Here is a 22357-nt window from a genome sequence, read left to right as displayed (position 1 = left end):
AATGAGCGTGTTGTTTACGGTGCTTGTCACCTTTTTTGCCGGCATGGGAGCCGGCCTTGGCACCGGCTTTGCCGGTATGAGCGCGGCGGCGGTCATCAGCCCCATGCTCATTACCTTCCTGCACATGGACCCCTATATGGCGGTGGGCATTGCCCTGTCGTCGGATGTGCTGGCCAGCGCCGTTTCGGCCTATACCTACCACAAAAACAAGAATCTGGATCTCAAAAACGGCCTGATCATGATGGCCAGCGTGCTGGTGTTCACGGTGGTGGGCAGCTGGGTGGCCAGCAGAGTGCCCTCTGCCACCATGGGCGGCTTCTCGGTGTTCATGACCTTCCTGCTGGGCGTCAAGTTTATTGTGCGCCCGGTAATGACCACCAAGGAAGCCATGCAGGGCGTCAGCGCAAAAAAGCGTGCGGTCCAGTCGGTGGTGTGCGGAATGCTCATCGGCTTCATCTGCGGCTTTATCGGCGCGGGCGGCGGCATGATGATGCTGCTCATCCTCACCAGCGTGCTGGGCTACGAGCTGAAGACCGCCGTGGGCACCAGCGTGTTCATCATGACCTTTACGGCCCTGACCGGTGCGGTCTCCCACTTCATGATCGGCGGCACGCCCGACTGGCTGGTGTGGATCCTGTGCGTGGTGTTCACTCTGCTGTGGGCACGCATTGCAGCGGTGTTTGCCAATAAGGCTGAACCCAAGACCCTGAACCGCGCCACCGGTGTCGTGCTGGTGGTGCTGGGCGTGGTCATCATGGGCTTCAACCTGCTGACCTGAAAAACTCCTCCAGTCGCCTACGGCGACAGTCCCCTCAAAGAGGGAGCCTTTCGCGTCGGAAAAGCTTCCGACTCAAGTGCAAAACTTTTGGTTTCGCCAGAGCCTCCCTCATTGAGGGAGGTGGCAAACCCGCAGGGTTTGACGGAAGGAGTTCGTCCTGACCAGCAAATGCTGTTTTCCTCCACGACCTTTCCCGTGAAAACACAATGCCGGACGGTCCGCAGACCGCCCGGCATTGCTCTATTATAAATGATTTTTCCACTGAATATGCGCAGAGCGAAGCGGCGCGCATTCCAGATCGTCAGCGCTTACTGGTTCTCTGCCTTGTCCTCGATGGTGGAGTGCTCGATCACCCAGTCGGCAGCCTTGCGGATGCCCTCGTTGCGGCGCATGGCAGGGATGTTGGAGTTGGCCTTGACCTCGTCCAGCGTCTTTTTGGAGCGCTCTGCACGTTCGGCCAGAGTCTTTTCGATCTCTTCCTCGGTGGGCAGCAGGTTCTCCTGCTGTGCGATCTGCAGCAGAGCCATGTGCACGCGGGAGGTCTTTTCGGCAGAAGAACGGACCTTGGCGGTAAAGCTCTCGCGGGTCTCGTGGATCTGGCTCAGGTAGCGGTCCAGACTCAGGCGCTGCATCTGCAGCTGCTGCTGGATCTGCTCCATCTGCTGCTGGTAAGTGGTCTCCACCAGCACGCTGGGCAGTTCGCCCTCGGAAGCATCGGCCAGCTGGGTCAGGACTCTGATCCTTGGCGCGGTTCAGCGCGGCGGCATGCTTGCCGTCGTGCAGCTGCTGGCCGATCTGCGCACGCAGCTGGTCCATGGTGTCCAGATTGGCCACCTTCTTGGCAAAATCGCTGTTCAGGGCCGGGATCTGGCGCACGCAGACGTCGATCAGCTTGACCTTGAACACCACCGGCTTGCCGGCCAGATCCTTTGCGTGGTAGCGGTTGGGGAAGGTGACAAAGATCTCAAACTCTTCGCCTGCCTTGTGGCCCAGAATGCCCTCCTCAAAGCCGGGGATCATGCGGCCGCTGCCCAGCTGAACGGCCTGATTCTGTGCGGTGCCGCCCTGGAAGGGCTTGCCCTCCAGCAGGCCCTCGTAATCGATATGTACGATGTTGCCCTTCACGGCAGGGCCCTTGTGAGGCACCAGCTCTGCGGCAGCCGCGCGGTGACGCTCCAGCACATTGTCGATCTCCTTGTCGGACACCTCAGGGGTAACGCACTCGGACACAAAACCGTTGGTCTTGGTCAGATTCAGCTCAGGCTGCAGAGCAACCGTGGCAGTGGCCACAAAGCCCTCGTCTTTTTTCACGCTTACCAGATCGTATACGGGATCGGCAACAGCCACAAAGCCGTGCTCTGCCATCGCAGCATCGTACAGTGCGGGCACGTCCTTGTCCATCAGATCGTTGATGGCGTCGTACCAGAAGGTGTGTTCGCCGCGATCAGCCTCGATCTGTGCACGGTCAGCTTCGCCCTTTTTGAAGCCCCGGATCGTATAAGAGGCGCGGGTGCGCTCATAAACGGCATTGGATGCAGCTTCCAGCTCTTCCGGGCTGGCGCTGAAGGTCATTTTGCAGACACTCTTTTCAGGAGTTTCCACGCTTACCAGTTTCATAGGATCTACCCTCCGTGGTGTCTCGCTGCAGAGAAAACCCGGCGGCCCGGCGCCTGATCGACGCCCGCCGCAAAGTTCCTGTACCCCTGCACGGACACAGATTAAAACATATAGTAAGGTTATTATAACACAAGAATGACAAAAGCGATACAAGAAAAATCATAAAAAATGCTGGTTTTGCGCTTTGAACGGCTTTTTGCCGGAAAAAGTGCGCAGACCCTGCGGGCGCAAAGCGTCTGCCGCAGGATGCCCACATAAGAGGAACAGAACAAAAATATCGGAACGGAGCCCAGCTGTGCAGGCGGCAGGCAGAAAGCGCGGCGATGGACGCAAAAGGAAGCCTGTGAAAAATGCCGTGCACACGCGTGAAAAACGAGTACGGTCAAAAAGAATAAAAATAATTGCAAAAAGGTGTTGACAAAACCATGGCCGAGTGATAAAATACATCTTGTTCCGGACGGAACGTATGCGTTGGTAGCTCAGCTGGATAGAGTGACTGACTACGAATCAGTAGGCCGGGGGTTCGAGTCCCTTCCATCGCACCAAACAATGAAAATCCGAACCTTTTCTCGATAGGAGAAGGGTTCGGATTTTTTGTTTTCTTCGGAAAGCAGAATGAAGGCTCTATCCAGCTGAGCTACGATCGCACATACTGATGCTGTCAGTATAAAACGGTATAGCACAGCCGCGCTAAAAATGCAAACGGAAATGTTCGCCCTGTTTTTCCGTTCTTCCTTTTGCTATAATAAGGACAGATATCGGGACAAGGAGGGAGCCTTTTCATGGAACTATTCACCCCGCAGCAGATCAAAAATCTGAACGAGTTGGAACTGCTGGTCTACCAGTACATCATCGAGCATCCGAACACGGTGCCCTTCATGCGCATCCGGGAGTTGGCAGCGGAAGCGCACGTTTCCACCACCACAGTGCTGCACTTCTGCAAAAAGGTGGGCTGTGACGGTTATGCGCAATTCAAATGGAAGCTGAAGGAGCAGGCCGGTTCCGCGCAGGGATCCCGTCTGCCGGACACGCTGGGCGAGTTGCAGAACTTTCTGTGGAAAGTCGGCACGCCGGAATACGATGCAGCGCTGGACGAAGCCGCCGGTATGATCGCACGGGCAGAGCGGGTGTTTCTGGTGGGCATCGGCAATTCCGGCAGCATAGCCGAGTATGGTGCACGGTATCTGTCCAATCTGGGCAAATTCGCGCTGGGCGTGACCGACCCGTTCTATCCCATCACCGTCACGCCCAACACCACCATCGCAGCCGTCATTCTTTCGGTATCCGGCGAAACGAAGCAGGTGCTGCATCTGGCCCGGCAGCTGAAGGAGAAAAACGCCGGACTGATCGCCATTACCTGTTCCGACCAGAGTTCTGCGGCAAAGCTTTCCGACATCACCCTGCCGTACTACAGTTCCGTGCACCGCGTGACCACCGAAAGCTACGACCTGACCAGTCAGATGCCTGCACTTTACCTGCTGGAAGCACTGGCCCGCCGGGTGTACAACCGCCTGCTGGAGTGACCGCAGAAACGCTCCGTCAATTTGTACAGATGTTTGTATCCATGTGCAGAAAAAACAAGCTGTTTTTTCTGCACATTTTTGTTTTTTGGCGCATCAAATCAGCTGACAATGCGGTTTTTCCTCTGTATAATGAGGACACAAGGCAAACCCGTGATCTGATGAAAAGGAGAGAACATCATGGCAAACAAAATCCGCGATTACACAAAGCTTGCCGCCGACATCTGTGCCGCCGTCGGCAAGGACAATATCCTCAGCGCGACCCACTGTGCCACCCGCCTGCGTCTGGTGCTGAGGGAAACACCCTCGGACGAAGTGACCAAACAGATCTCCGAGATGCCCGCCGTCATCAAGGTGATGGAAAGCGGCGGCCAGTATCAGGTGGTCATCGGCACCCATGCCAAGGACGTGTACGAAGCACTGGCCCAGCTGCTGGATCTGGACAACAGCACCGCTGCCGCGCCGGAAGTCAAGCAGGGCCTCGGCAGCCGCATCATCGCCACCATGTCCGCCGTGTTCGCACCCTTTGTGTACATTCTGGCCGCAGCCGGTCTGGTGCAAGGCGCACTGATCATCATTACCCACTTCTTCCCCGCTTTTGCGGCCACCGGTACGTATTCCGTGCTCAGCTTCATCAGCTGGACGCCCTTCACCTTCCTGCCGGTCATGATCGCCGTCACTGCTTCCAAGCACTTCAAGTGTAACACCTTCATTGCCATGTGGTGCTGCATGGCGCTGGTCAACCCGGACTGGGCTTCCATCGCTGCCCGCATCGCAGACGGTGAGGTCATCAAGTTCCTGGCCTTCCCCATGAGCCAGACCACCTACACCTCCACCGTGCTGCCGCCGCTGTTCCTGGTGCTGGTGCTCAGCTGGCTGGAGCACTGGCTGGACGAGCATCTGCCCGACATCATCAAGGCGCTGGCTGTGCCCTTTATCTGCACCATTGTTATGGTTCCCCTGACTATTCTGGTCATCGGCCCGGTGTCCAATGTGCTGGCAAACGCCATTGCTGCTGCCTACAACTTCCTTGCCAACAACGTTCCCGCACTGGCCGCCATTCTGGTGGGCGGCATCTGGCAGGTGTTCGTCATCTTCGGCGTGCACTGGGGCGTCACTCCCATGTGCCTTGCCAACTTTGCCAACTACGGCTGCGATTCCTTTCAGGCATTCCAGACCTGCGCCGTCATCGCACAGGCTGCTGCCTGCTTCGGCGTGTTCCTCAAGACCAAAAAGGCCGACATCAAGAACGTTTCCCTGTCCGCTGGCCTGACCGGCATCTTCGGCATCACCGAGCCCGCCATCTACGGCGTGACCCTACGCCTGAAGAAGCCCTTCGTCTGCGGCTGCATCGGCGGTGCCATCGGTGCGCTGATCATCAGCTTCTTCAACACCAAGTACTATGTATACGCTGGTCTGCCCGGCCTGTTGACCACCGTCAACGCCATGAGCGACGCCAATCCCTCTTCCTTTACCGGCATGATGATCGGCGTGCTGGCCACCATTATCATCACCATTGTTCTGGTGCAGGTGGTGGGCTGCGACGAAAAAGAATCCCAGAAAAACTGATATACATTTGACCAAGGAGAAAGAATATGCTTCCTGAAAACTTTTTGTGGGGCGGTGCCGTTGCTGCCCATCAGCTGGAAGGCGGCTGGAACGCCGATGGCCGCGGCCCGTCCGTCAGCGACGTGATGACCGGCGGTGCCAACGGTGTGGCCCGCCGCATCACCGATGGCATTGTGCCCGGCGAATTTTACCCCAACCACGAGGGCATCGACTTCTACCACACCTACAAGGAAGATGTGAAGCTGTTTGCCGAACTGGGCTTCAAGTGTTTCCGCACCTCCATCTCGTGGAGCCGCATCTTCCCCCGCGGGGACGAGCAGCAGCCCAACGAGGCCGGTCTGCAGTTCTACGACGATCTGTTTGACGAACTGCTCAAGTACGGCATCCAGCCGGTGATCACCCTGAGCCATTTTGAGATGCCCTACGCCCTTGCCAAGGAGTACGGCGGCTGGTACAACCGCAAGTGCATCGACTTCTTCGTGCACTACGCCGTCACTGTGATGGAGCGCTACAAACACAAGGTCAGGTACTGGATGACCTTCAACGAGATCAACAACCAGAGCAACACCACCAACGACATCTTTGGCTGGACCAACTCCGGCGTGCGGTTCTCCCAGTTCGAGAACAAGAAGAAGGCCCTGTATCAGGTGGTACACCACGAACTGGTGGCCTCGGCCCTCGTGGTCAAAAAGGGCCATGCCATCAACCCGGACTTCCAGATCGGTTGCATGTGCTCCTTTGTGCCGTACTATCCCTACTCCTGCAACCCGGACGACGTGATGCTGGCGCTGGAATCCATGCACGAGCGCTACTACTTTGCGGATGTGCACTGCCGCGGTCACTACCCCGCCTACGCTAAGAAGGAATGGGAGCGCGAGGGCACTGCCCCGGTGATGGAGCCGGGCGACGAGGCCATTCTGGCCGAGGGTGCTGTGGACTATCTGGGCTTCAGCTACTACATGAGCAACGCGGTGCGTTCGGACGTGGCCGTGGAGAGCGACGGCATCAGCGGCGGCAATGCCCACACCGTGCCGAACCCCTACGTCAAGGCCAGCGACTGGGGCTGGCAGATCGACCCGGTGGGCCTGCGCTACGCACTGGCCACCCTGTACGAGCGGTACGAGAAGCCGCTGTTTATCGTGGAGAACGGCTTCGGCGCCATCGACAAACTCCAGCCCGACCACACCTGTGACGACAGCTACCGCATCGACTACCTGCGCGCCCACATCGAGGAGATGAAAAAGGCCGTGGAGTTGGACGGCGTGGACCTGCTGGGCTACACCCCGTGGGGCTGCATCGACGTGGTGTCCTTTACCACCGGCGAACTACGCAAGCGGTACGGCTTTATCTACGTGGACCGCAACGACGACGGCTCCGGCACCGGGAACCGCTATAAGAAAAAGAGTTTTGACTGGTACAAGCAGGTCATTGCCACCAACGGTGAGGACCTGGGCTGAGATATTTTCCGCAAAAAACACGACGCCCCGCCGGGTGCCGTGTTTTTTTTGCGCCATTTTGCCGTTTCCATCTTGCAAAAGTAGCGTAGTGCCTTATAAAAGAGGCTGTGCCCCGGTGTGCGCGGGCACGGTTTAGGGATATATAGGATAAAGGGAAAAAGAGTATGAGTTCTCAAACGAATACGCTGACGGAAGGCCCTCTGGCCAAGCAGATCTTTCTGGTCAGTCTGCCGCTGGCACTTTCCAACCTGCTGGTGGCGCGTTTTTACGGTGCGCGCCACCCCAAGGACGTGGAAAAGACCGTCCACTCGGCGGCCATTATCAGCGCCGTTGCCGGTGTGGTGCTGTTGCTCATCGGCCTGCTGGGCTCCCCTGCCATGCTGCGGCTGCTGCATGGCGGTGGTCCGTGCAGGAGAAGCAGCGGGCAAAATTCATCTGACCGTCACAGCAGATGATAGCGTTCAGAAGCGGCTGACGATTCTGATTCGGGAAGCAGAGGGCGGAATCTCAAAAAGTCGGTGAAGGCTCAAAATAAAAACAGGGTGCGTCCCTGAATAGGACGCACCCTGCCAAAGACCACAGACAATAGCGATATGTACAATAGGGCGTTCCCCGTCGGGAACACTCTGTTTCTCTCTATAAGTTGGAGGAATTGCGTCAAATTGACACAATTCCTCCTCGTCCGTTCTAAGCAGGGTTTGGGGCAGGCACGCCCCAACAAGATCACTTCGGAAATGCGGACGCATTGCAGAAGTGAAGTCCCGGATGGACAAAAAATTTTCAAGAATTGAAAATTTGTGGCCACGGGACGGTTCTTGCCCTCTACCGCTGCGCTCAAAACCATTTCTGGGTAATTGTTTCCGAATGGTTAAGACGCAAAAATAAGTAGAGGGTTCCGCTGCTCGTGTATGTTGATCGCCGTTTGCTCCGAACGAAGTTCCTACCCCTGTTTTGCAGCGGCGTTGACAAAAAGTCGGTATCACGTCCGGTCGGCTCATGAAATTTTCAATGTGCAGCTCCCGTAAAAGAAAAATACCGCCCACGCAGCGCAGCGATGATTTTGTCGGGTGAATCGGCGGCAAAATGAATCGGGTGTGTTGCGGGGCGGTAGCTTCTTTCGTGGATTTTTCCTCACTGAAGTGGTGGGGCTCACGGTGATAACCAACCACTTTTGCAGAAGATTTGCAATCAATCTACAAGTTCAGTGGGATTTGTGATAGAGAATATCATGGTTCGTAGGGTACGTCAAGATGATTCCGAAGAAATTATTTATGAATGGAGACAATAGTAAGACTTCTATTATGAATATGATACACTTTACATCATGAAAGAATTTAAGCTGCACAAAGATGATTCAAGCGGATGTGCAATGTGCACAATAAGTTTTCTACAGCAAAATACAGATGTGGTCATTTAGCTCTTTTACCAGACAACTTTTTTTATAAAATAAAAAAATTTGTTGACTTGAAATTGCTTGAAATGTTATCTTGTTGGTAACAAAAGCACGGTGAAGTGCTTGCTACCACACGAAAAGGCAAAACAAAAAAGGAGAGTAAAATGATGAAAAAGCGTATTGCGGCGTTGGTCACCGCCGGTGTCCTTGCTTTGTCGATGCTTACCGGCTGCGGAAGCAAACAGGAGAGCTGGAAAGTTACCTGCCCGTGGGCACCGTCTGGTGTAGCAGCGATGGTCAGCCAAAAGGCTGCTGCCAAGTCCCCTGATTATTCTGATAATAAAATCACACTGGTTGCTGAAGCCGTCAAGGGCGATGCTGCTACTGTCAACACTTGGGTGTCCAGTACTAAGGCAAATGATAAGGAACTGGTCTTCGCCGGTGAGGGTCTGTTCGCCATTACCGAGACTCTGGATCCGGCCAAGCTGCAGTTCAGCTACGACGATTTTGAGTTCGTGGAGAACTTGTACTCCTCCGTCTTCGTCCTGTCCGCTGATTCTTCACTGAACCTCAAGAATCTGGACGATCTGGAGGCCTATGTCAAGGCAGGCAACCCCGTATCCGTGGCCGTTAACGGCGCTACCGGCTCCGAGGCTTTCCTGGCAGCGGCTCTGTTCGGCTCTATGGGTGCCGGCGACCAGCTGAAACTGACTCCGTACCAGTCCGCTGCGGAGGCTGCACAGGCTGTAGCTAAGGGTGAAACGAACTTCGCGGTCTCTCACCAGTCTCAGATTCTTGAGACCTACCAGCAGAGCGGCGTTGATGTGGTTTGCGCATTCGATGACAAGGCTATCGAAAACGGCCCCTTCGCAGGCGTTGAGGGCGTTGGCTCCAAGGGCTACCCCTACTTCCGCAACCGCTGCTTCGTCATGGCTCGCAAAGGTACTGACGCCGCAAAGGTTGCCGAGCTGAAAGAGCTGTATGATAAGATCCTCGCCGATGATGAGATGGTCGAGTGGCTGAACGACACCATGCTGCTGGAAGTCGATACCATGACCGAGGACGATGTGAAGGCTCACATTGAGAACGTCAAGAGCATCGTCGAGCAGTATAAGGACATCGTGGCAGGCTGATAAAAAGCCCTCATAGCGACAAAAAGCTGAAGCAGGGGGAACGGGGACATCCCCTTCTCCCTGCTTTTATGTTTCCAAAAGGAGTTGAAACAAGTGAAAAATCTGATAGAACGTGCCGAAGCAAAACTGGATGAATGGGGCGCAAAGCTCGAACAGAAGAACATCGAGTACCCGGTAGACCTGATTTGCGGCATTCTGTTTCTGGTCATTGGCATCGTGCTGCTGCTCATCATGCCGCAGCAGGTGCAGATCTCGGAAAAAGACGTTGTGAATGGCCGCGCTTTCCCGACGATGCTGATTTGGCTCATGCTGGCCATGAGCGCCCTTCTGGTGGGCCGCGAGGCATACAACATGGTGATGCACCGCCCGACCAAAACTAAAACGCTGAATCTTTTGGTGGAAACAAAAGCACTCGTCATCGTCCTCATTCTGGTGGTCACTTATCTGCTGGCAGAGGTCACGGATCTGTTTGTTGTGGGCGCTGTATTCTGCGCACTGGCATTTCTGGTCTTTTTCCGCTGCAAGAAACCCCTTTACTATGCCATCACAGTTTCAATGGCTGTGCTGATCTGGGTCGTGTTCCACTTTGTGCTGAATGTTAGTTTCTGAGGAGGCAGAATATGGGTTTGTTTGACTTTATCGGCCCGGCCTCCGGGCTGCTTTTCACCCTCGAAAATATCATCTGGATAAACCTCGGCGTCTTTATTGGCTGCGTGTTCGCGGCCATCCCGGGATTAAGTGTTATCCTCTGCATCATCCTATTCCTGCCTGTCACTTATACCATGCGTGCGATTCCCGGCATGATGTTCCTGTTGGGCATTTACTGCGCAGGTGGCTATGGTGGATCGGTATCGGCTATCCTTATCAACACGCCGGGTACGCCCCACGCGGCGGCTACTATGCTGGACGGCTATCCGCTGTCCAAAATGGGCCGCACTAAGGCGGCGTTGAAAATTGCACTTTATGCATCTACCTTTGGCGGTATCTTCTCTGCGCTGGTGCTGCTCTTCCTCGGCCCTCAGGTCGCAAAAATTTCGGCACAGCTCGGCACGGCGGAGTACTTTATGGTCTGCCTGTTCGGCATGACGATTATTGCAGGCGTTTCTGGTAAGAGCCTTGTCAAGGGCATCATCGCCGCCTGCCTTGGTTTGCTTATTTCCTGTGTGGGCGCAGACCCCATGACCAGCTATGACCGCTTTACATTTGGTATTCCCCGTCTGTATCTGGGTCTTGACCTTGCCGTTACCCTCATCGGTTTGTTCGCACTGGTGGAAATCATTGGCAAGGCAGAGCTGAAGCGGAATGAGTTGAACCTTCACGCCGGAAAAATCGGCAATGATGACGGCAAAATCACAAAAGATGAATACAAGCGGATGTTCCGACCAGTGCTGATGGGTTCTATCATCGGTTCCTGTGTTGGTATCGTACCTGGCACGGGTGCGTCGGAGGCCTCGTGGTTCTCCTACAACACTGCGAAGAACCTGTCCAAGCATCCCGAGGAATTCGGCCACGGTTCTGTGGAGGGCGTTGCGGCTGCTGAGTCTGCCAACAATGCCGTCTGTGGCGCGACCCTGATTCCCTTGCTGACGCTGGGCATCCCCGGCGACGGCTGCGTGGCCATCATGTTGTCGGCCCTGATGATAAATGGCCTGAACCCTGGTCTCTCGCTGTTCACCACCGACGGCGCTATCATGTATGCCATCATGCTGGGCCTTATCCTCGTGAACATCTTCATGTTCCTGCAGGGCAAATACCTGACTAGCCTGTTTGCAAAGGTCGTCTCCATCCCTCAGCAGATCTTGACTCCCATCATCGTGATTTTCTGTTTCGCCGGTGCTTACTCGGTGAACAGCAGCTATTTTGATTTGAGCGTTGCGCTGGTGTTCGGCGTGATGGCGTGGTTCATGCGCAAGCTGGAGCTGCCCGCTGTCCCTGTGCTGCTGGGCATGGTGCTGGGCAATATGACCGAGACGAACTTCCGCCGCGCCCTGCTCATCTCGGATGGAAGTCCCAAAATCTTCTTCAGCAGTGTGTATTGCTGGATTTTTATCGCGCTAATCGTGGTGGTTATCATCGGCATCCTGCGCGGCAAGATGAAGGAAACGAAGAACGCGAAAGTGGAACAGTAAAAGGAGGTAAAGACCGTGGCATATAACATTATTTTCTACTTCAGTGACCAGCAGCGCTGGGATACCTGCGGCTGCTTCGGCCAGCCGCTCAACGTCACACCCAATCTGGACAAGCTGGCAGAGGAGGGCGTAAAATTTGACAATGCTTTCTCTCCCCAGCCGGTGTGCGGCCCTTGCCGCGCCCTATTCCAGACCGGAAAATACCCCACTGAGACAGGCTGTTTCCGCAATAACCTGATGCTGCCCTCGAATATCAAGACTCTGGGCGAGTATATGGAAAAAGATGCCGGCTACGAAACTGCCTATGTCGGCAAGTGGCATCTGGCCTCGGATGGCGAGCTGGAAAAGAAGCCGACCATTGACCATACCATTACAGCCGTTCCGTTGGAGTTGCGCGGCGGCTACACCGGCTACTGGCGTGCAGCCGATGTGCTGGAATTTACCTCCCACGGCTACGACGGCTATGTGTTCGACGAGAACAACAACCGCATCGATTTTAAGGGCTACCGTGCTGACTGCATCAACCAGTTCGCGCTGGACTACCTCGACCAGTACACCGGCGAAAAGCCCTTCTTCATGACCGTATCCCAAATTGAGCCGCACCATCAGAATGACCACAACCACTACGAAGGCCCCAACGGCTCGAAGCAGCGATTTGCGGATTTTGTCCTCCCCGAAGACTTGAAGGCTCTGGGCGGCAATGCAGCAGAAGAGTATCCGGATTATCTGGGACAGTGCGCAAGCCTCGACGAGAACCTCGGCAAGCTGGTGGAAAAACTGAAAGAAAAGGGTCTGTATGAGAATACTGTTATCCTTTACGCTTCCGACCATGGCTCTCATTTCAAGACCCGCAACCGCGACGCCCATCTGAACGGATACGATGACTATAAGCGCTCGTGCCACGACGGCTGCCTGCATGTGCCGCTGGTCATCTGCGGCGGCCCGTTCAAGGGCGGCAAGGAAGTCACCGAGCTGGTCAGCACCGAGAGCATCCCCAAGACTCTGTTGGCTTTGGCAGGCGTGGATGTCGGCGACAAGATGATCGGCGAAAATCTGCTTGACGTTGTGGAAAAGAAAAATCATAATAGAGCAAATGAGGTCTACGCCCAAATCTCGGAGAGCCGCTGCGGCCGCTGCATCCGCACGGCAGATTATATGTACTCTGTCTATGCCCCCGGTGTCAATGGCGGCGAGGCTGCGGCATCTGATGTGTATGCGGACGACTTCCTCTATGATATGCAGAAAGACCCGTGGCAGCTGAACAATGTTGTCGCAGATCCTGCATACGCCGACGTCAAAGCGGAGCTTCGTGAGCGCTTGCTGAACTGGATACAGCACGCAGAAGGCACCCGCCCCACCATCACCGACTGAAAAGGAGCGTTTGCCCATGCTCTCGGCTGCTGAGAAAAAATCTGCTCAGGTATATCGTTGGCTTCTGGCTTATATTGACGAAAACAAATTTTCCGGGAACCAGCGTTTGCCTTCGGAAAATGCGCTCTGCCGGAAGCTGGGTGTCAGCCGAGAAACGATACGAGTGGCCATCGACCAGTTGGTAGCAGAAGGACTCGTGTACAAGCTCAAGGGAAGTGGGACTTATTTCCACCGGGAAAAAGTAATGACGCGGGATTTGAACACAGATGATGCCCTTTATAAAATCGGCCTTGTCCTGCAGGGACAGGATACAAGTGCCAATTCGGGATTAATCGAAGGGGTTCGCAGTGTTCTGACGCAGGAGCAGGTTGACCTCCATGTATTTCTGACCGATAACAAATTCTGCAACGAACGCCGCTGTCTGGAGACTGTGGTACATCAGAATTTTCACGGTTTCATCGTGGATGGTGTCAAATCGAGCATCCTCAGCCCAAATCTTGACTGCTACAAGGAGCTTTACCGACGTAAGATCCCGGTGATATTCTACAACAACTTCTATCGGAACTTGCGTTGCCCCCGCGTAACGATCAATGACATCGAATGTGCCCATCAGCTGATAGGACGCCTGATGGATGCCGGACACAGCCACATTGCAGGCATCTTCGTGTACGACAACTACCAGAGCGTAGAAAAGTTTCAAGGCATGGCGGAAGCGATGCGAAATCGTGGTTTGGAACTGAACGATGATTACATCAAGTGGTGTATTTCGGACGAAGCCCACAACGAAAGCTATGTCCGTTCCATTGAAAGATTTCTGAAGAGCATCCCTAAATGCACCGCTATCGTCTGCTGCAACTACATCATCTATCGACTGGTCATGAAAACCCTGCAGAAAATGGGGAAGACTGTACCCGAAGATTATTCGCTGGTCTGTTTTGATTATTCCGAAGAAACTTATCGGCAGGAGGATGTTACCTGCTCCGTGGAGCAAGGCTTCGAGATGGGACGTCAGCTTGCGCTGCGGCTTATGGAGATGATTTCCACCGGCGAATGCGATGACCGGAACTACACTTATGTCATGAAGCCCATCCTCTACGATGGCCATTCCATCCGGAAGATCAAAAAGGTAAAATAAAGATTCTCCCGGAGGCAGTACTGCTCTCCGGGAGAATCTCTTTATCGGTTTTGTTGTGCCAGAAAATGTGCAGCAGTATGCAGGCGCGGAAGCACATAGGCAAAGAACTGCTTATACGCTGCGCAAAAGCGGTTGCTTCCAGAGGCATCCCAATCTCGCTTGCATCCGCCCCGGCAGAGCAGCTGATAAGCACATTCTGCGCATTCCGCCGGGCGTTTGCGGCCCTGTGCCAGAAATGTCTGGCTTGTGGGAGAATCAAGCGCATCTTCAACGGTACAGTGGCTCAGATTTCCCAGCTTCCACTCATCCAGAACATAAAAGTCACAGGGATAAAGGCTTCCGTCACCTTCTACGGTAAGATAATGTCCACAGGAACCGGAGGAAGCGCAGGAGGTAGGCGGCATTCCCAGCAGGATACGCAGATAGTCCTCAAAATTGCGAACGCTGATATAATTGCCTCGTTGCAGCTGCTGATACCAAGTATCAAAGACGCCGCACAGAAAACGACCATAAAGTTCCGGCGTTAAAGAATATGCCTGCCCTCCAATCGTATCAAGTGGGTCAAGACATGGGATGAATTGCAGATTGTGCTGTCCCAACTCGCAGAGGCTTTTGAAGGCTCGCTGCGGCTTTCTGGCCAGCTGTCCGGTCACAACACAGAGCAGATTCGTTTCGACCCTGTAGGCATCCAGCAGCGCAAGCGCATGAGTTACTTTATCCCATGTGCCCTGCCCAGCTGCGTCCAGCCGATAGAGATCATGGTTCTCCTGTGTGCCGTCCAGAGAGAGGCCTACGAGGAAAGAGTTGGCTTTGAAAAAGGAAGCCCACTCTTCATCCAGACAAATGCCATTGGTCTGGATGCTGTGGAACACAGAGATATTGCGCTGCATGGAACGCTCCGTTTCCAGAAAGAACCGGAAGAAATCCAACCCGGCAAGAGTCGGTTCGCCGCCCTGAAACAGAAAATGGACGCTGCCGCCTTCCTCTGTGGCTGCAAAAGCCTTTTCAACCAGTTCTCCTGCCATTTCATGGGAAAGCAGTCCCATATTTTTGCAGGCTCGGCTGTTGGAAACATCGTCATAAAAGCAGTACCGGCAACGCAGATTGCACAGGCTGGACGCTGGCTTGACGAGAAATGTATTATGTTTCATAGAGATTCCCTCCGTGCTTCGCAGTTCTTAAAACAAGGATACCGGAAAATACGGGCTTTCGCAAGCAGTAACAGTTAAAAGCTGTTTGAAATAGTAAGAAAACGAATATAGTTGTCCGAAAATCAAAAAAAGGAGAAGAAAACTTGTATGGATGAAAATAAAACATACGGTACACGGTCAGCACGGCTTTGGAAGCTGTTTTTGAGTACGCTGTACATTAGCAGCTTTACCTTCGGCGGCGGCTTTGTCATCGTGACCTTTATGAAGAAAAAATTTGTAGATGAGCTGCACTGGATCGATGAACAGGAAATGCTGGATATGACAGCGTTGGCGCAGTCCTCTCCGGGCGCAATCGCGGTCAATGCTGCAATTCTGGTAGGCTGGCAGGTAGAAGGCTTGATTGGAATGATCGTGGCAGTGTTGGGCACCATCATCCCACCTATGGTCATTCTTTCAGTCATTTCTGTGTTCTACAATGCTTTTGCCACCAATCGCTATATCGCGTTGTTACTCAAGGGAATGCAGGCTGGTGTGGTGGCGGTCATTCTGGATGTTGTATTCGACCTCGGCGGCAAGGTGCTGAAGACCCGCTCATGGGTGTATATTGCCCTGATGGTCGCAGCGTTTGTCGCAAATACGGTGTTTGATGTCAATGTGGTGGTGGTCATCCTTGCCGCTGCAGTATTCGGCGTGGTGCTGGCTCTGGTCCAGTGGAAAAAAGGTGGTGCAAAATGATCTACTTACAGCTTTTTCTCAGCTTTTTGCAGGTGGGTATGTTCAGCGTAGGCGGCGGCTATGCGGCCATGCCCCTGATCCAGAGCCAAGTGGTGGAACAACATGGCTGGCTGACGATGCAGGAGTTTACTGACCTCATCACGATTGCAGAAATGACCCCTGGTCCCATTGCGGTCAACTCGGCAACTTTTGTTGGTTTGCGTATCGCGCAGGTACCCGGAGCCATCATTGCAACACTAGGTTGCATTACACCGGCGCTGTTCTTTGTTTCACTTCTATCCTACATCTATCGTAAATACAAGGATATTTCTCTGCTGCAAAGTGTTCTGGCCTGCCTGCGTCCGGTCATTGTAGCGCTTATCTTTGGTGCAGGTCTTTCTATACTGTCTATGGTGGTGTTCGGAGAGAGTGCAAAGACGCTCGCCAACGTAGACTGGATCGGCATCGGCAGTTTTGCATCGGCATTTTTTGTCCTACGGAAGCTCAAGTGGAATCCCATCCTGACCATGTGCCTGTGCGGCGTGGCCGGGCTTGGACTTCACATTTTGCTCGGAATATAATCTTAAGACAATTTGTCTGTTGGAATCATGAAAATAAATCATTGGGCTTGCAATCAGGGCAAAACTGTGGTATATACATTATACGAAACATTGCTTTGATGAACGTATTACCGTTCAATGACGTATAAAATGGAGGTGCCCGCCATGACCGCCGTGATCTATGCTCGCTATTCCTCGGACAACCAGCGCGAAGAATCCATCGAAGGCCAGATCCGGGAATGCACGGCTTATGCCGAGAAAAATGGCATCACCATCGTCAAGCACTATATTGACCGTGCTATCTCCGCCAAGACGGACAACCGCCCGGAGTTCCAGCAGATGATTAAGGACAGCGACAAGAAGCTGTTTGACATTGTGCTGGTCTGGAAGCTGGACCGTTTTGCTCGGAACCGCTACGACAGTGCCCGGTACAAGACCCAACTGAAGAAGAATGGCGTCAAGCTCATGTCTGCCACCGAGATCATCTCCGAGGGGCCGGAAGGCATCATTCTGGAATCGGTGCTGGAAGGTTATGCGGAATACTACTCCGCCGACCTTGCCGAGAAGGTCGTGCGTGGACAGACTGAGAACATCCTGAAAGGCCGCTGCAACGGTGGTCGTGGAACCTTTGGCTACACGCTGGATCCCGAGCGGAAGTTCCATATTGATCCTCTCACCTCGCCTTTTGTGCTGGAATCATTCAAGAAGTACAATGAAGGCTCCACCATGAAGGAGATCCGGGACTGGCTGAACGAAAACGGCATCAAGAACCCGGTGGGCGGTGCGTTCACTTATAACAGTGTCGAACATATGCTCAAAAACCGGCGGTACATCGGAGAACTGAAATTCCGGGATGTGGTCGTGCCGAATGCTATCCCGCCCATCATTCCACTGGAACTGTTTGAGGATGTGCAGGAGAAGATCGCAAAAAACAAGAAAGCCCCTGCCCGTAGAAAGGCAGAGGACGATTATCTGCTCACCACCAAGCTGTTCTGCGGCTACTGTGGGGCGTTGATGTTTGGCGAGAGCGGCACAAGCCGGACGGGTGAAGTTCACCGCTACTATAAATGTGCTACTGCCAAAAAGCACAAGGGCTGCAAGAAAAAGACCGTCCGCAAACAGTGGCTGGAAGATTTGGTAGTCAACCAGACCATGCAGCTTGTGAAAGACGATGCCGCTATGGAATCCATTATCGCCAAGGTCATGGAGCTGCAAGACCGAGAGAACACCAACCTTCCTCTCTATGAGAAACAGCTCCGGGATGCAGAATCGGGTATCCAGAATATGCTCAACGCAATTCAAGCCGGAATCCTCACCAGTTCCACCAAGGAACGGTTGGAACAGCTCGAAGAAACCAAGCGTGAGCTTGAAGCCCGCATTGCGGAAGAAAAGCTGGCAAAGCCAAAAATCAAAGAGGAATTTATCCGTTTCTGGCTGATGCGCTTCCGTAAACTGGACATGAGCCTGAAAGACCAGAGGCAAGCGTTGGTGGATACGTTCATCAATTCGATTTATCTGTACGATGATAAGGTTTTGATAACCTTTAACTATAAAGAAGGTACACAGACCATCACGTTTGAGGAAGCGGCCCAAGCCGCATCAAAGGAAAATGGTTCGGATTTGGATTGCTTTACTGCACCAGAAAATGCCGTGAAATCGAAAGATTTCATGGCTTTTTTGTTTTTCTGACAGGGGCTGCACACTTTTGCACATCTCCTGCACACTTTACAAAAAAGCCATGAACTCTTTGCATCGCTTGCACAGCGTGTATTTCGCTGCACAAAAAAGAATCTTTTACGCGAAGAGTACCCGCGTCAGCTCGCGGCGCTCCTCTGCGTCCATCTGCCGGATGGCTTCAAGGATCATTTTACCCGTGATTTTTGTTGCCACCGGCGTTTTGTTTTCCGGGGGTTCCTGCGGCTTTGCACCGGCCACATCCTGCGTGTAGAAGTCGGCTTCGATCTTCTCGGTCAACTCCAACCGGGGTTTGTCCTGCGTGTGGGCGTAGGTGTCCATCAGGACGGTGGCAGTTGCGTGGCCAGTGTTGCCCTGCACCGATTTGAAGTCACCGCCAGATTGCAGCAACTGGTAGGTGGCACTGGAATGGCGCAGACCGTGGAACACGATCTTCTCAAACTCCGGGTGCTCTGCCCGCCACATACGATACCACTTGGTCAGAACGTCCGGGGCAATGGGTAAGCCATCTGGTAAGCGGAACAGCTGACCGCAGTTGCTGTACTTTTCCGGGGCGCTCTGCTCGTCCTGCTTCATCTTTTCCAGCCATGCCAGAAGCTCCTCTTTCAAGGGCTTGGTCATGTACAGGATGCGGTTGGACTTTTTGGTCTTAGTCCGCTTAAGGATCAGCGAGGACTTACTCCCCTCCCGTCTGTCCGGGAAGGTGTGGTAGATCTGGGTGGGGTCGATCTTGGACAAGGCGACCTTGTCGGCACGCTGCAGGGCTTTGTTCACCGAGATGGTTCCCCGTCCGTCTGCTGCATCAAAGTCGAGGTCTCCCGGCTGCAAGCCGAGGATCTCGCCCTCACGGAGCGAGAGGATCATGCTCATGTGCACCGCCAGATGCAGGGCGGGGTTCTCGATGGTCTGCAGCGCCGCCAACATGGTGCGCTCATCCCAGATGGTGCGTTCTTCGGTGTTGATCTTGGGGGCTTCACGGGGAGTAGGCGATTTGTGGATCAGATCCCAGTCAACGGCATACGAAAAGGCGGTCTTCAGGAGCGTGTGGACTTCGTGAATGGACGTGCTGGATAACAGCCGCTTCTTCTGATTTTCCGTCAGCTCCTGCTTCTCGCCGTGAACGTACTGGCCGCAAGGGGTCTGGCTCAGGGTGGCGTAGAACTGTTCGATGTCGTAGGTGCGGAGATCTTGCACCTTCCGCTTTCCGATATACGGCGCGATGAGGTTCTGCACCATCGCCACAGATTGGGTGTAGGTCTTGGGAGACCACTTGTGTTTGCTGGACTGAATGGGGATCCACTTGTACAGCATCTCCTCCACCGTCATGGTGTCGGGCACGAGGAAGGTGCCGTCCAGCAGTTCCTTCTCCACCGTGATCTTGCGCTCCTGCGCTTCGGCCTTGGTCTTGAAGGTTTCCCAGCCCTTGCAGGGCTTGCCAGCATGATCTTTGTAGTTGTATCGGACGGAATACGTGTTGCCACGTTTCATAATAGATGCCATAGATGTTCCCTCCCTCAGACCGCAGCAAACCAATCGTCAAAGCTCTGCTTGCTTACCCGGATGCTGGTACCGAGGCGAATCACCTTGAAGTCTTTCGTGGTGTTGCACAGATTGTACGCAGCACGGTTGGAGATTGCCAACAGTTGGGCAATCTCCTCCACCCGGTAAACGAGCGGGGCGTGTCGGACGGTTTTTCTGGTCTGGTCAGAAGGTTCTACGGCAGGGGTTTCGGACAATTTCATTGTAGGGGATTCGGGCACGATTTTCAAGTCCTCACGGGTCAGTTTAGCGGAATTTTTGCGGACATTCGTCATAGGCATGTCTCCTTTGCACTTCTCCAGACCCGGCGCAGCTCCGGTTGAGCTGCACCCTTGTGGGTCGGTAAATATGTAAGGGCCTGCCGCTCCTGACCCGAAGCAGCAGCCCAAAAAAGTGCGAGAACTTGAATTTACGCGCCCTACGCGCCCCAAACCACACAAAAGTACCTTTCTGTGTTGATTTTATGGGGCGCATGGCTGGGATGCACGCGCCCTCTTGGGGCGCATCCTGGTTTCTCTCCCGCTCCGAAGGGCGTGTTGCCGCCCTGTATCCGCCCGAAAGGGCGGACACGCGCCCGGAGAAAGCAACGATAACAAGTAGAAACTTCCGATTTGGGGCGCGTAGGGCGGGAGATTTTCGCTTTTCGTGTGTTTTATGCCGCAGCAAAGGCGGGGTGGACGCATACGCCCCGGAAGCCGCGATACTTTCCCTCGATGTGCTTGGAAAAGGTCAGGCCATACTTCCCTGCATTTTTCAGCAGGAACTGGCTGAACTTCTTTTGCGGAACGGGTGATTCCAGATTATCCTCGCACCACTTGGTGTAGGCGCGGTAGAGATAGGTGGAGCGTTCCTCGGTGTCGGGCTTGAAGCGGACATACGCCGTTGCCTGCATGAACTGGGTCAGGTTGTCGCTGTCCGCCATGGCTGCTTCGAGGTTCTGGATGGAGCGCTCGCTGATGGTAAACTGATAGCGGTTCGCCAGCAGACGGTGTAACCCCTCCAGCATCCACAGCAGGATGCCGGGACGCTCCTCGGACAACTCTTCGATGAGGAAGGGATTATCCACCCGGGCAGGGTCACGGTCTTTCACCGTGATGAGGATCTGTCTGCGCCAGAAGCCGTCGCTGTCATCATGAGCGGCCACAAGGTTGCCATTGCCGAAGCAGATGAAACGAACGTACAGCAGACCTTGGACAGCCTGCTTGTTCTTCCGCTCGATGCACAAACGATCCTCGGCGGTGACGATGGACTTGATGTTCCGCGTTTCAGGCAAAGCCACCATGTTCAAATCGTCATCGACCATGACCAGCTTGTACTCCAGATTTGCACTGGCAAAGCGGTTCGTTTCGATGCGGAGGATGGATTCGGAGTGAGAGGCTTCCCCGAACAGCTTCTTCAGCAGCAAGCCGATGCGGGACTTCCCCTCGCCGCCCTTGCCGGTCATGACCAGCATCTTCTGCGCCTTGGTAGACGGGATCAGGAGATAGCCAAGATATTCCTGCAAGGTCAGAATGTCCTCCGGGATCAGCAGACCGTCCAGAAATTCCAGCCACTTGGTCGGTGCGGGGGCATCGGGCTGGTATTCCACGGGGAGCCGGTTCAGGCAGAGTTCCTTTTCCGGCACAAATCCCCGTTCGTCCAGAAAGTAGGTTCCGTTCTGGAGATGGATGCGGTCAAGCTGGGGTTTCCATTCAGGGGTATAGGTTTCGATACGGAGTGCGTCCAGAACCTGCTTCTCCTTCTTGGCAAGGTTGTCGGGCACAAAGTCACGGAGGTCGCTGTGGACTTCGTAGAGCAGTGCGTCCTCGTCTACCTCGCCGTTCTGGTCGAACAGCTTCTGTTTCAGGCACATCATGGGGTGTTTCTCTAAAAAGTACTGGCAGTAAGCGGTTTCACGCACTTTGCCCTTACTGTCTACCCAAGGGCATTCGCATTCTTCCTCTTCTTCCAGTTCGTCCTCATCACGCCAATCGTCGTTCCTCTTTTTCCAGTCGCTCATGCAATCCCTCCCAATACTTCCGTAGCTCGTTTTCGGTCTGCGGGTCCGGGAGCACCGAACAGTCCAGATAATATTCAACGATGTCAAGGTTCTTTATCGCTTCAAGGAAGCAGGGGTGAAGTTCTTCTGTGGGTGACTGCGGTTCGTATCGGACCCGCCAACGCTGCAGACAGCGGTAATAGTCCAGCAGCTGCTGCCGGACGGTGGGCGGTCTGCGGGGAGCAAGCCGCACCTTGCCGTCGGCAAGTGCCATGCCGAAATCGTTCTTCAACTTTTCCACAGCCTTATAGGGAGAAAGTTGAAAAAGTCTGCCGACAAAATCGATCACATCTCCATCTGCCTGACAGGCGAAACAGTGGAAACGGCTGTCCACCTTCATGCTGGGGTGTTTATCCCCATGGAAGGGACAGCACATCATGCCATTCCGGTTTACGGCGAAGCCGTAAAGCTCCGCTGCCTGCCGGGTCGAGATGGCGTTCTTTACGTCCGAAAAGACAGAGGTGCTACCCTCCGTCCCAATGGGTGGGGTACAGGCGAAAGGACGAAGCCCGGTGAGGGGCGTGGGTGAGGTTGGGTTTATTCACACATCGATCCGTC

19 protein-coding genes and 1 tRNA gene are annotated in these 22357 nt (G+C 54.2%); 14 read left to right on the top strand and 6 right to left on the bottom strand.

Going from position 1 to position 22357, the window contains the following annotated elements; translation table 11 throughout:
- Position 1 precedes the first annotated feature (1 nt).
- The gene (locus ACKXF7_RS04240) at positions 2-778 is read left to right on the top strand and encodes a sulfite exporter TauE/SafE family protein (protein WP_249237675.1); all 777 of its coding nucleotides are present in this window, start codon (positions 2-4) and stop codon (positions 776-778) included.
- A gap of 243 nt (positions 779-1021) precedes the next feature.
- Here ACKXF7_RS04240 and tig read toward each other — a convergent pair whose 3' ends face one another.
- A complete protein-coding gene (gene tig, locus ACKXF7_RS04235) occupies positions 1022-2395 on the bottom strand; it encodes a trigger factor (RefSeq protein ID WP_423742230.1) in 1374 nt (457 codons plus the stop codon).
- A gap of 468 nt (positions 2396-2863) precedes the next feature.
- On the opposite strand from tig, the gene ACKXF7_RS04230 reads away from it, so the two are divergent.
- From ACKXF7_RS04230 to ACKXF7_RS04185, 10 genes are all read left to right on the top strand, one after another.
- Positions 2864-2940, top strand: a tRNA-Arg gene (locus ACKXF7_RS04230).
- 237 nt (positions 2941-3177) lie between these two features.
- On the top strand, positions 3178-3918 hold the full coding sequence (locus tag ACKXF7_RS04225; protein WP_112121590.1) for a MurR/RpiR family transcriptional regulator: 741 nt from the start codon (positions 3178-3180) through the stop codon (positions 3916-3918).
- A gap of 177 nt (positions 3919-4095) precedes the next feature.
- Positions 4096-5484, top strand: a complete 1389-nt coding sequence (locus ACKXF7_RS04220) for a PTS transporter subunit EIIC (protein WP_112121591.1) — start codon at positions 4096-4098, stop codon at positions 5482-5484.
- Positions 5485-5510: 26 nt separating this feature from the next.
- Complete coding sequence (locus tag ACKXF7_RS04215) at positions 5511-6941, top strand: 6-phospho-beta-glucosidase (protein WP_112121592.1); 1431 nt, start codon at positions 5511-5513, stop codon at positions 6939-6941.
- A gap of 164 nt (positions 6942-7105) precedes the next feature.
- The gene (locus tag ACKXF7_RS04210) at positions 7106-7396 is read left to right on the top strand and encodes an MATE family efflux transporter (protein ID WP_242702941.1); all 291 of its coding nucleotides are present in this window, start codon (positions 7106-7108) and stop codon (positions 7394-7396) included.
- A gap of 1105 nt (positions 7397-8501) precedes the next feature.
- Positions 8502-9467 (top strand): tripartite tricarboxylate transporter substrate-binding protein, encoded by a 966-nt coding sequence (locus tag ACKXF7_RS04205; RefSeq protein WP_412621009.1) that lies wholly within the window; start codon positions 8502-8504, stop codon positions 9465-9467.
- 93 nt (positions 9468-9560) lie between these two features.
- Positions 9561-10076 carry a tripartite tricarboxylate transporter TctB family protein gene (locus ACKXF7_RS04200; protein ID WP_113991662.1) on the top strand — a complete coding sequence of 172 codons (516 nt, stop codon included), beginning with the start codon at positions 9561-9563 and terminating at the stop codon, positions 10074-10076.
- 11 nt (positions 10077-10087) lie between these two features.
- Positions 10088-11596: a tripartite tricarboxylate transporter permease gene (locus tag ACKXF7_RS04195; RefSeq protein WP_015536705.1), complete on the top strand. Its 1509-nt coding sequence runs from the start codon at positions 10088-10090 to the stop codon at positions 11594-11596.
- A 15-nt stretch (positions 11597-11611) separates the two neighbouring features.
- Positions 11612-12967: a sulfatase-like hydrolase/transferase gene (locus tag ACKXF7_RS04190; RefSeq protein WP_097776425.1), complete on the top strand. Its 1356-nt coding sequence runs from the start codon at positions 11612-11614 to the stop codon at positions 12965-12967.
- A 16-nt stretch (positions 12968-12983) separates the two neighbouring features.
- Complete coding sequence (locus ACKXF7_RS04185) at positions 12984-14102, top strand: GntR family transcriptional regulator (protein ID WP_118659023.1); 1119 nt, start codon at positions 12984-12986, stop codon at positions 14100-14102.
- A gap of 41 nt (positions 14103-14143) precedes the next feature.
- Here the strand turns inward: ACKXF7_RS04185 and ACKXF7_RS04180 are convergent, their stop codons facing one another.
- Positions 14144-15253: an anaerobic sulfatase maturase gene (locus ACKXF7_RS04180; protein WP_423742229.1), complete on the bottom strand. Its 1110-nt coding sequence runs from the start codon at positions 15251-15253 to the stop codon at positions 14144-14146.
- 147 nt (positions 15254-15400) lie between these two features.
- Here ACKXF7_RS04180 and ACKXF7_RS04175 point away from each other — a divergent pair, with 147 nt between their 5' ends.
- The 3 genes from ACKXF7_RS04175 to ACKXF7_RS04165 all read left to right on the top strand — a co-directional run bounded on the left by ACKXF7_RS04175 (position 15401) and on the right by ACKXF7_RS04165 (position 18216).
- Complete coding sequence (locus ACKXF7_RS04175; protein WP_423742228.1) at positions 15401-15988, top strand: chromate transporter; 588 nt, start codon at positions 15401-15403, stop codon at positions 15986-15988.
- Positions 15985-16548 (top strand): chromate transporter, encoded by a 564-nt coding sequence (locus ACKXF7_RS04170; protein ID WP_015536709.1) that lies wholly within the window; start codon positions 15985-15987, stop codon positions 16546-16548. The genes ACKXF7_RS04175 and ACKXF7_RS04170 overlap by 4 nt, the downstream gene beginning before the upstream one ends.
- 144 nt (positions 16549-16692) lie before the next feature.
- Entirely contained in the window at positions 16693-18216 is a 1524-nt protein-coding gene (locus ACKXF7_RS04165; RefSeq protein WP_423742227.1) for a recombinase family protein, read from the top strand.
- A gap of 105 nt (positions 18217-18321) precedes the next feature.
- Here ACKXF7_RS04165 and ACKXF7_RS04160 read toward each other — a convergent pair whose 3' ends face one another.
- From ACKXF7_RS04160 to ACKXF7_RS04145, 4 genes are all read right to left on the bottom strand, one after another.
- The gene (locus ACKXF7_RS04160) at positions 18322-19722 is read right to left on the bottom strand and encodes a site-specific integrase (protein ID WP_423742226.1); all 1401 of its coding nucleotides are present in this window, start codon (positions 19720-19722) and stop codon (positions 18322-18324) included.
- Positions 19723-19736: 14 nt separating this feature from the next.
- Complete coding sequence (locus ACKXF7_RS04155; protein WP_156062334.1) at positions 19737-20042, bottom strand: helix-turn-helix domain-containing protein; 306 nt, start codon at positions 20040-20042, stop codon at positions 19737-19739.
- Positions 20043-20413: 371 nt separating this feature from the next.
- Complete coding sequence (locus ACKXF7_RS04150; RefSeq protein WP_423742225.1) at positions 20414-21760, bottom strand: DNA primase family protein; 1347 nt, start codon at positions 21758-21760, stop codon at positions 20414-20416.
- Complete coding sequence (locus ACKXF7_RS04145) at positions 21723-22175, bottom strand: CHC2 zinc finger domain-containing protein (protein WP_423742609.1); 453 nt, start codon at positions 22173-22175, stop codon at positions 21723-21725. Before ACKXF7_RS04145 ends, ACKXF7_RS04150 begins: the two co-directional genes overlap by 38 nt.
- Positions 22176-22357: the final 182 nt, after the last annotated feature.

Origin of the sequence: Faecalibacterium sp. 7, assembly GCF_049562865.1 — a bacterium.
In the GTDB taxonomy this organism is placed as follows: Bacteria; Bacillota; Clostridia; order Oscillospirales; family Ruminococcaceae; genus Faecalibacterium; species Faecalibacterium wellingii.
Note: the sequence above shows the minus strand (reverse complement) of the source record. Positions and strands in the feature narration are given on the sequence as shown.

Bases quoted from the DNA above. Each gene is read 5' to 3' on its own strand.
- ACKXF7_RS04240 (WP_249237675.1), top strand. From the start codon at position 2: ATGAGCGTGTTGTTTACGGTGCTTGTCACCTTTTTTGCCGGCATGGGA.
- tig (WP_423742230.1), bottom strand. From the start codon at position 2,395: ATGAAACTGGTAAGCGTGGAAACTCCTGAAAAGAGTGTCTGCAAAATG.
- ACKXF7_RS04225 (WP_112121590.1), top strand. From the start codon at position 3,178: ATGGAACTATTCACCCCGCAGCAGATCAAAAATCTGAACGAGTTGGAA.
- ACKXF7_RS04220 (WP_112121591.1), top strand. From the start codon at position 4,096: ATGGCAAACAAAATCCGCGATTACACAAAGCTTGCCGCCGACATCTGT.
- ACKXF7_RS04215 (WP_112121592.1), top strand. From the start codon at position 5,511: ATGCTTCCTGAAAACTTTTTGTGGGGCGGTGCCGTTGCTGCCCATCAG.
- ACKXF7_RS04210 (WP_242702941.1), top strand. From the start codon at position 7,106: ATGAGTTCTCAAACGAATACGCTGACGGAAGGCCCTCTGGCCAAGCAG.
- ACKXF7_RS04205 (WP_412621009.1), top strand. From the start codon at position 8,502: ATGAAAAAGCGTATTGCGGCGTTGGTCACCGCCGGTGTCCTTGCTTTG.
- ACKXF7_RS04195 (WP_015536705.1), top strand. From the start codon at position 10,088: ATGGGTTTGTTTGACTTTATCGGCCCGGCCTCCGGGCTGCTTTTCACC.
- ACKXF7_RS04185 (WP_118659023.1), top strand. From the start codon at position 12,984: ATGCTCTCGGCTGCTGAGAAAAAATCTGCTCAGGTATATCGTTGGCTT.
- ACKXF7_RS04180 (WP_423742229.1), bottom strand. From the start codon at position 15,253: ATGAAACATAATACATTTCTCGTCAAGCCAGCGTCCAGCCTGTGCAAT.
- ACKXF7_RS04175 (WP_423742228.1), top strand. From the start codon at position 15,401: ATGGATGAAAATAAAACATACGGTACACGGTCAGCACGGCTTTGGAAG.
- ACKXF7_RS04170 (WP_015536709.1), top strand. From the start codon at position 15,985: ATGATCTACTTACAGCTTTTTCTCAGCTTTTTGCAGGTGGGTATGTTC.
- ACKXF7_RS04165 (WP_423742227.1), top strand. From the start codon at position 16,693: ATGACCGCCGTGATCTATGCTCGCTATTCCTCGGACAACCAGCGCGAA.
- ACKXF7_RS04160 (WP_423742226.1), bottom strand. From the start codon at position 19,722: ATGGCATCTATTATGAAACGTGGCAACACGTATTCCGTCCGATACAAC.
- ACKXF7_RS04155 (WP_156062334.1), bottom strand. From the start codon at position 20,042: ATGCCTATGACGAATGTCCGCAAAAATTCCGCTAAACTGACCCGTGAG.
- ACKXF7_RS04150 (WP_423742225.1), bottom strand. From the start codon at position 21,760: ATGAGCGACTGGAAAAAGAGGAACGACGATTGGCGTGATGAGGACGAA.
- ACKXF7_RS04145 (WP_423742609.1), bottom strand. From the start codon at position 22,175: ATGTGCTGTCCCTTCCATGGGGATAAACACCCCAGCATGAAGGTGGAC.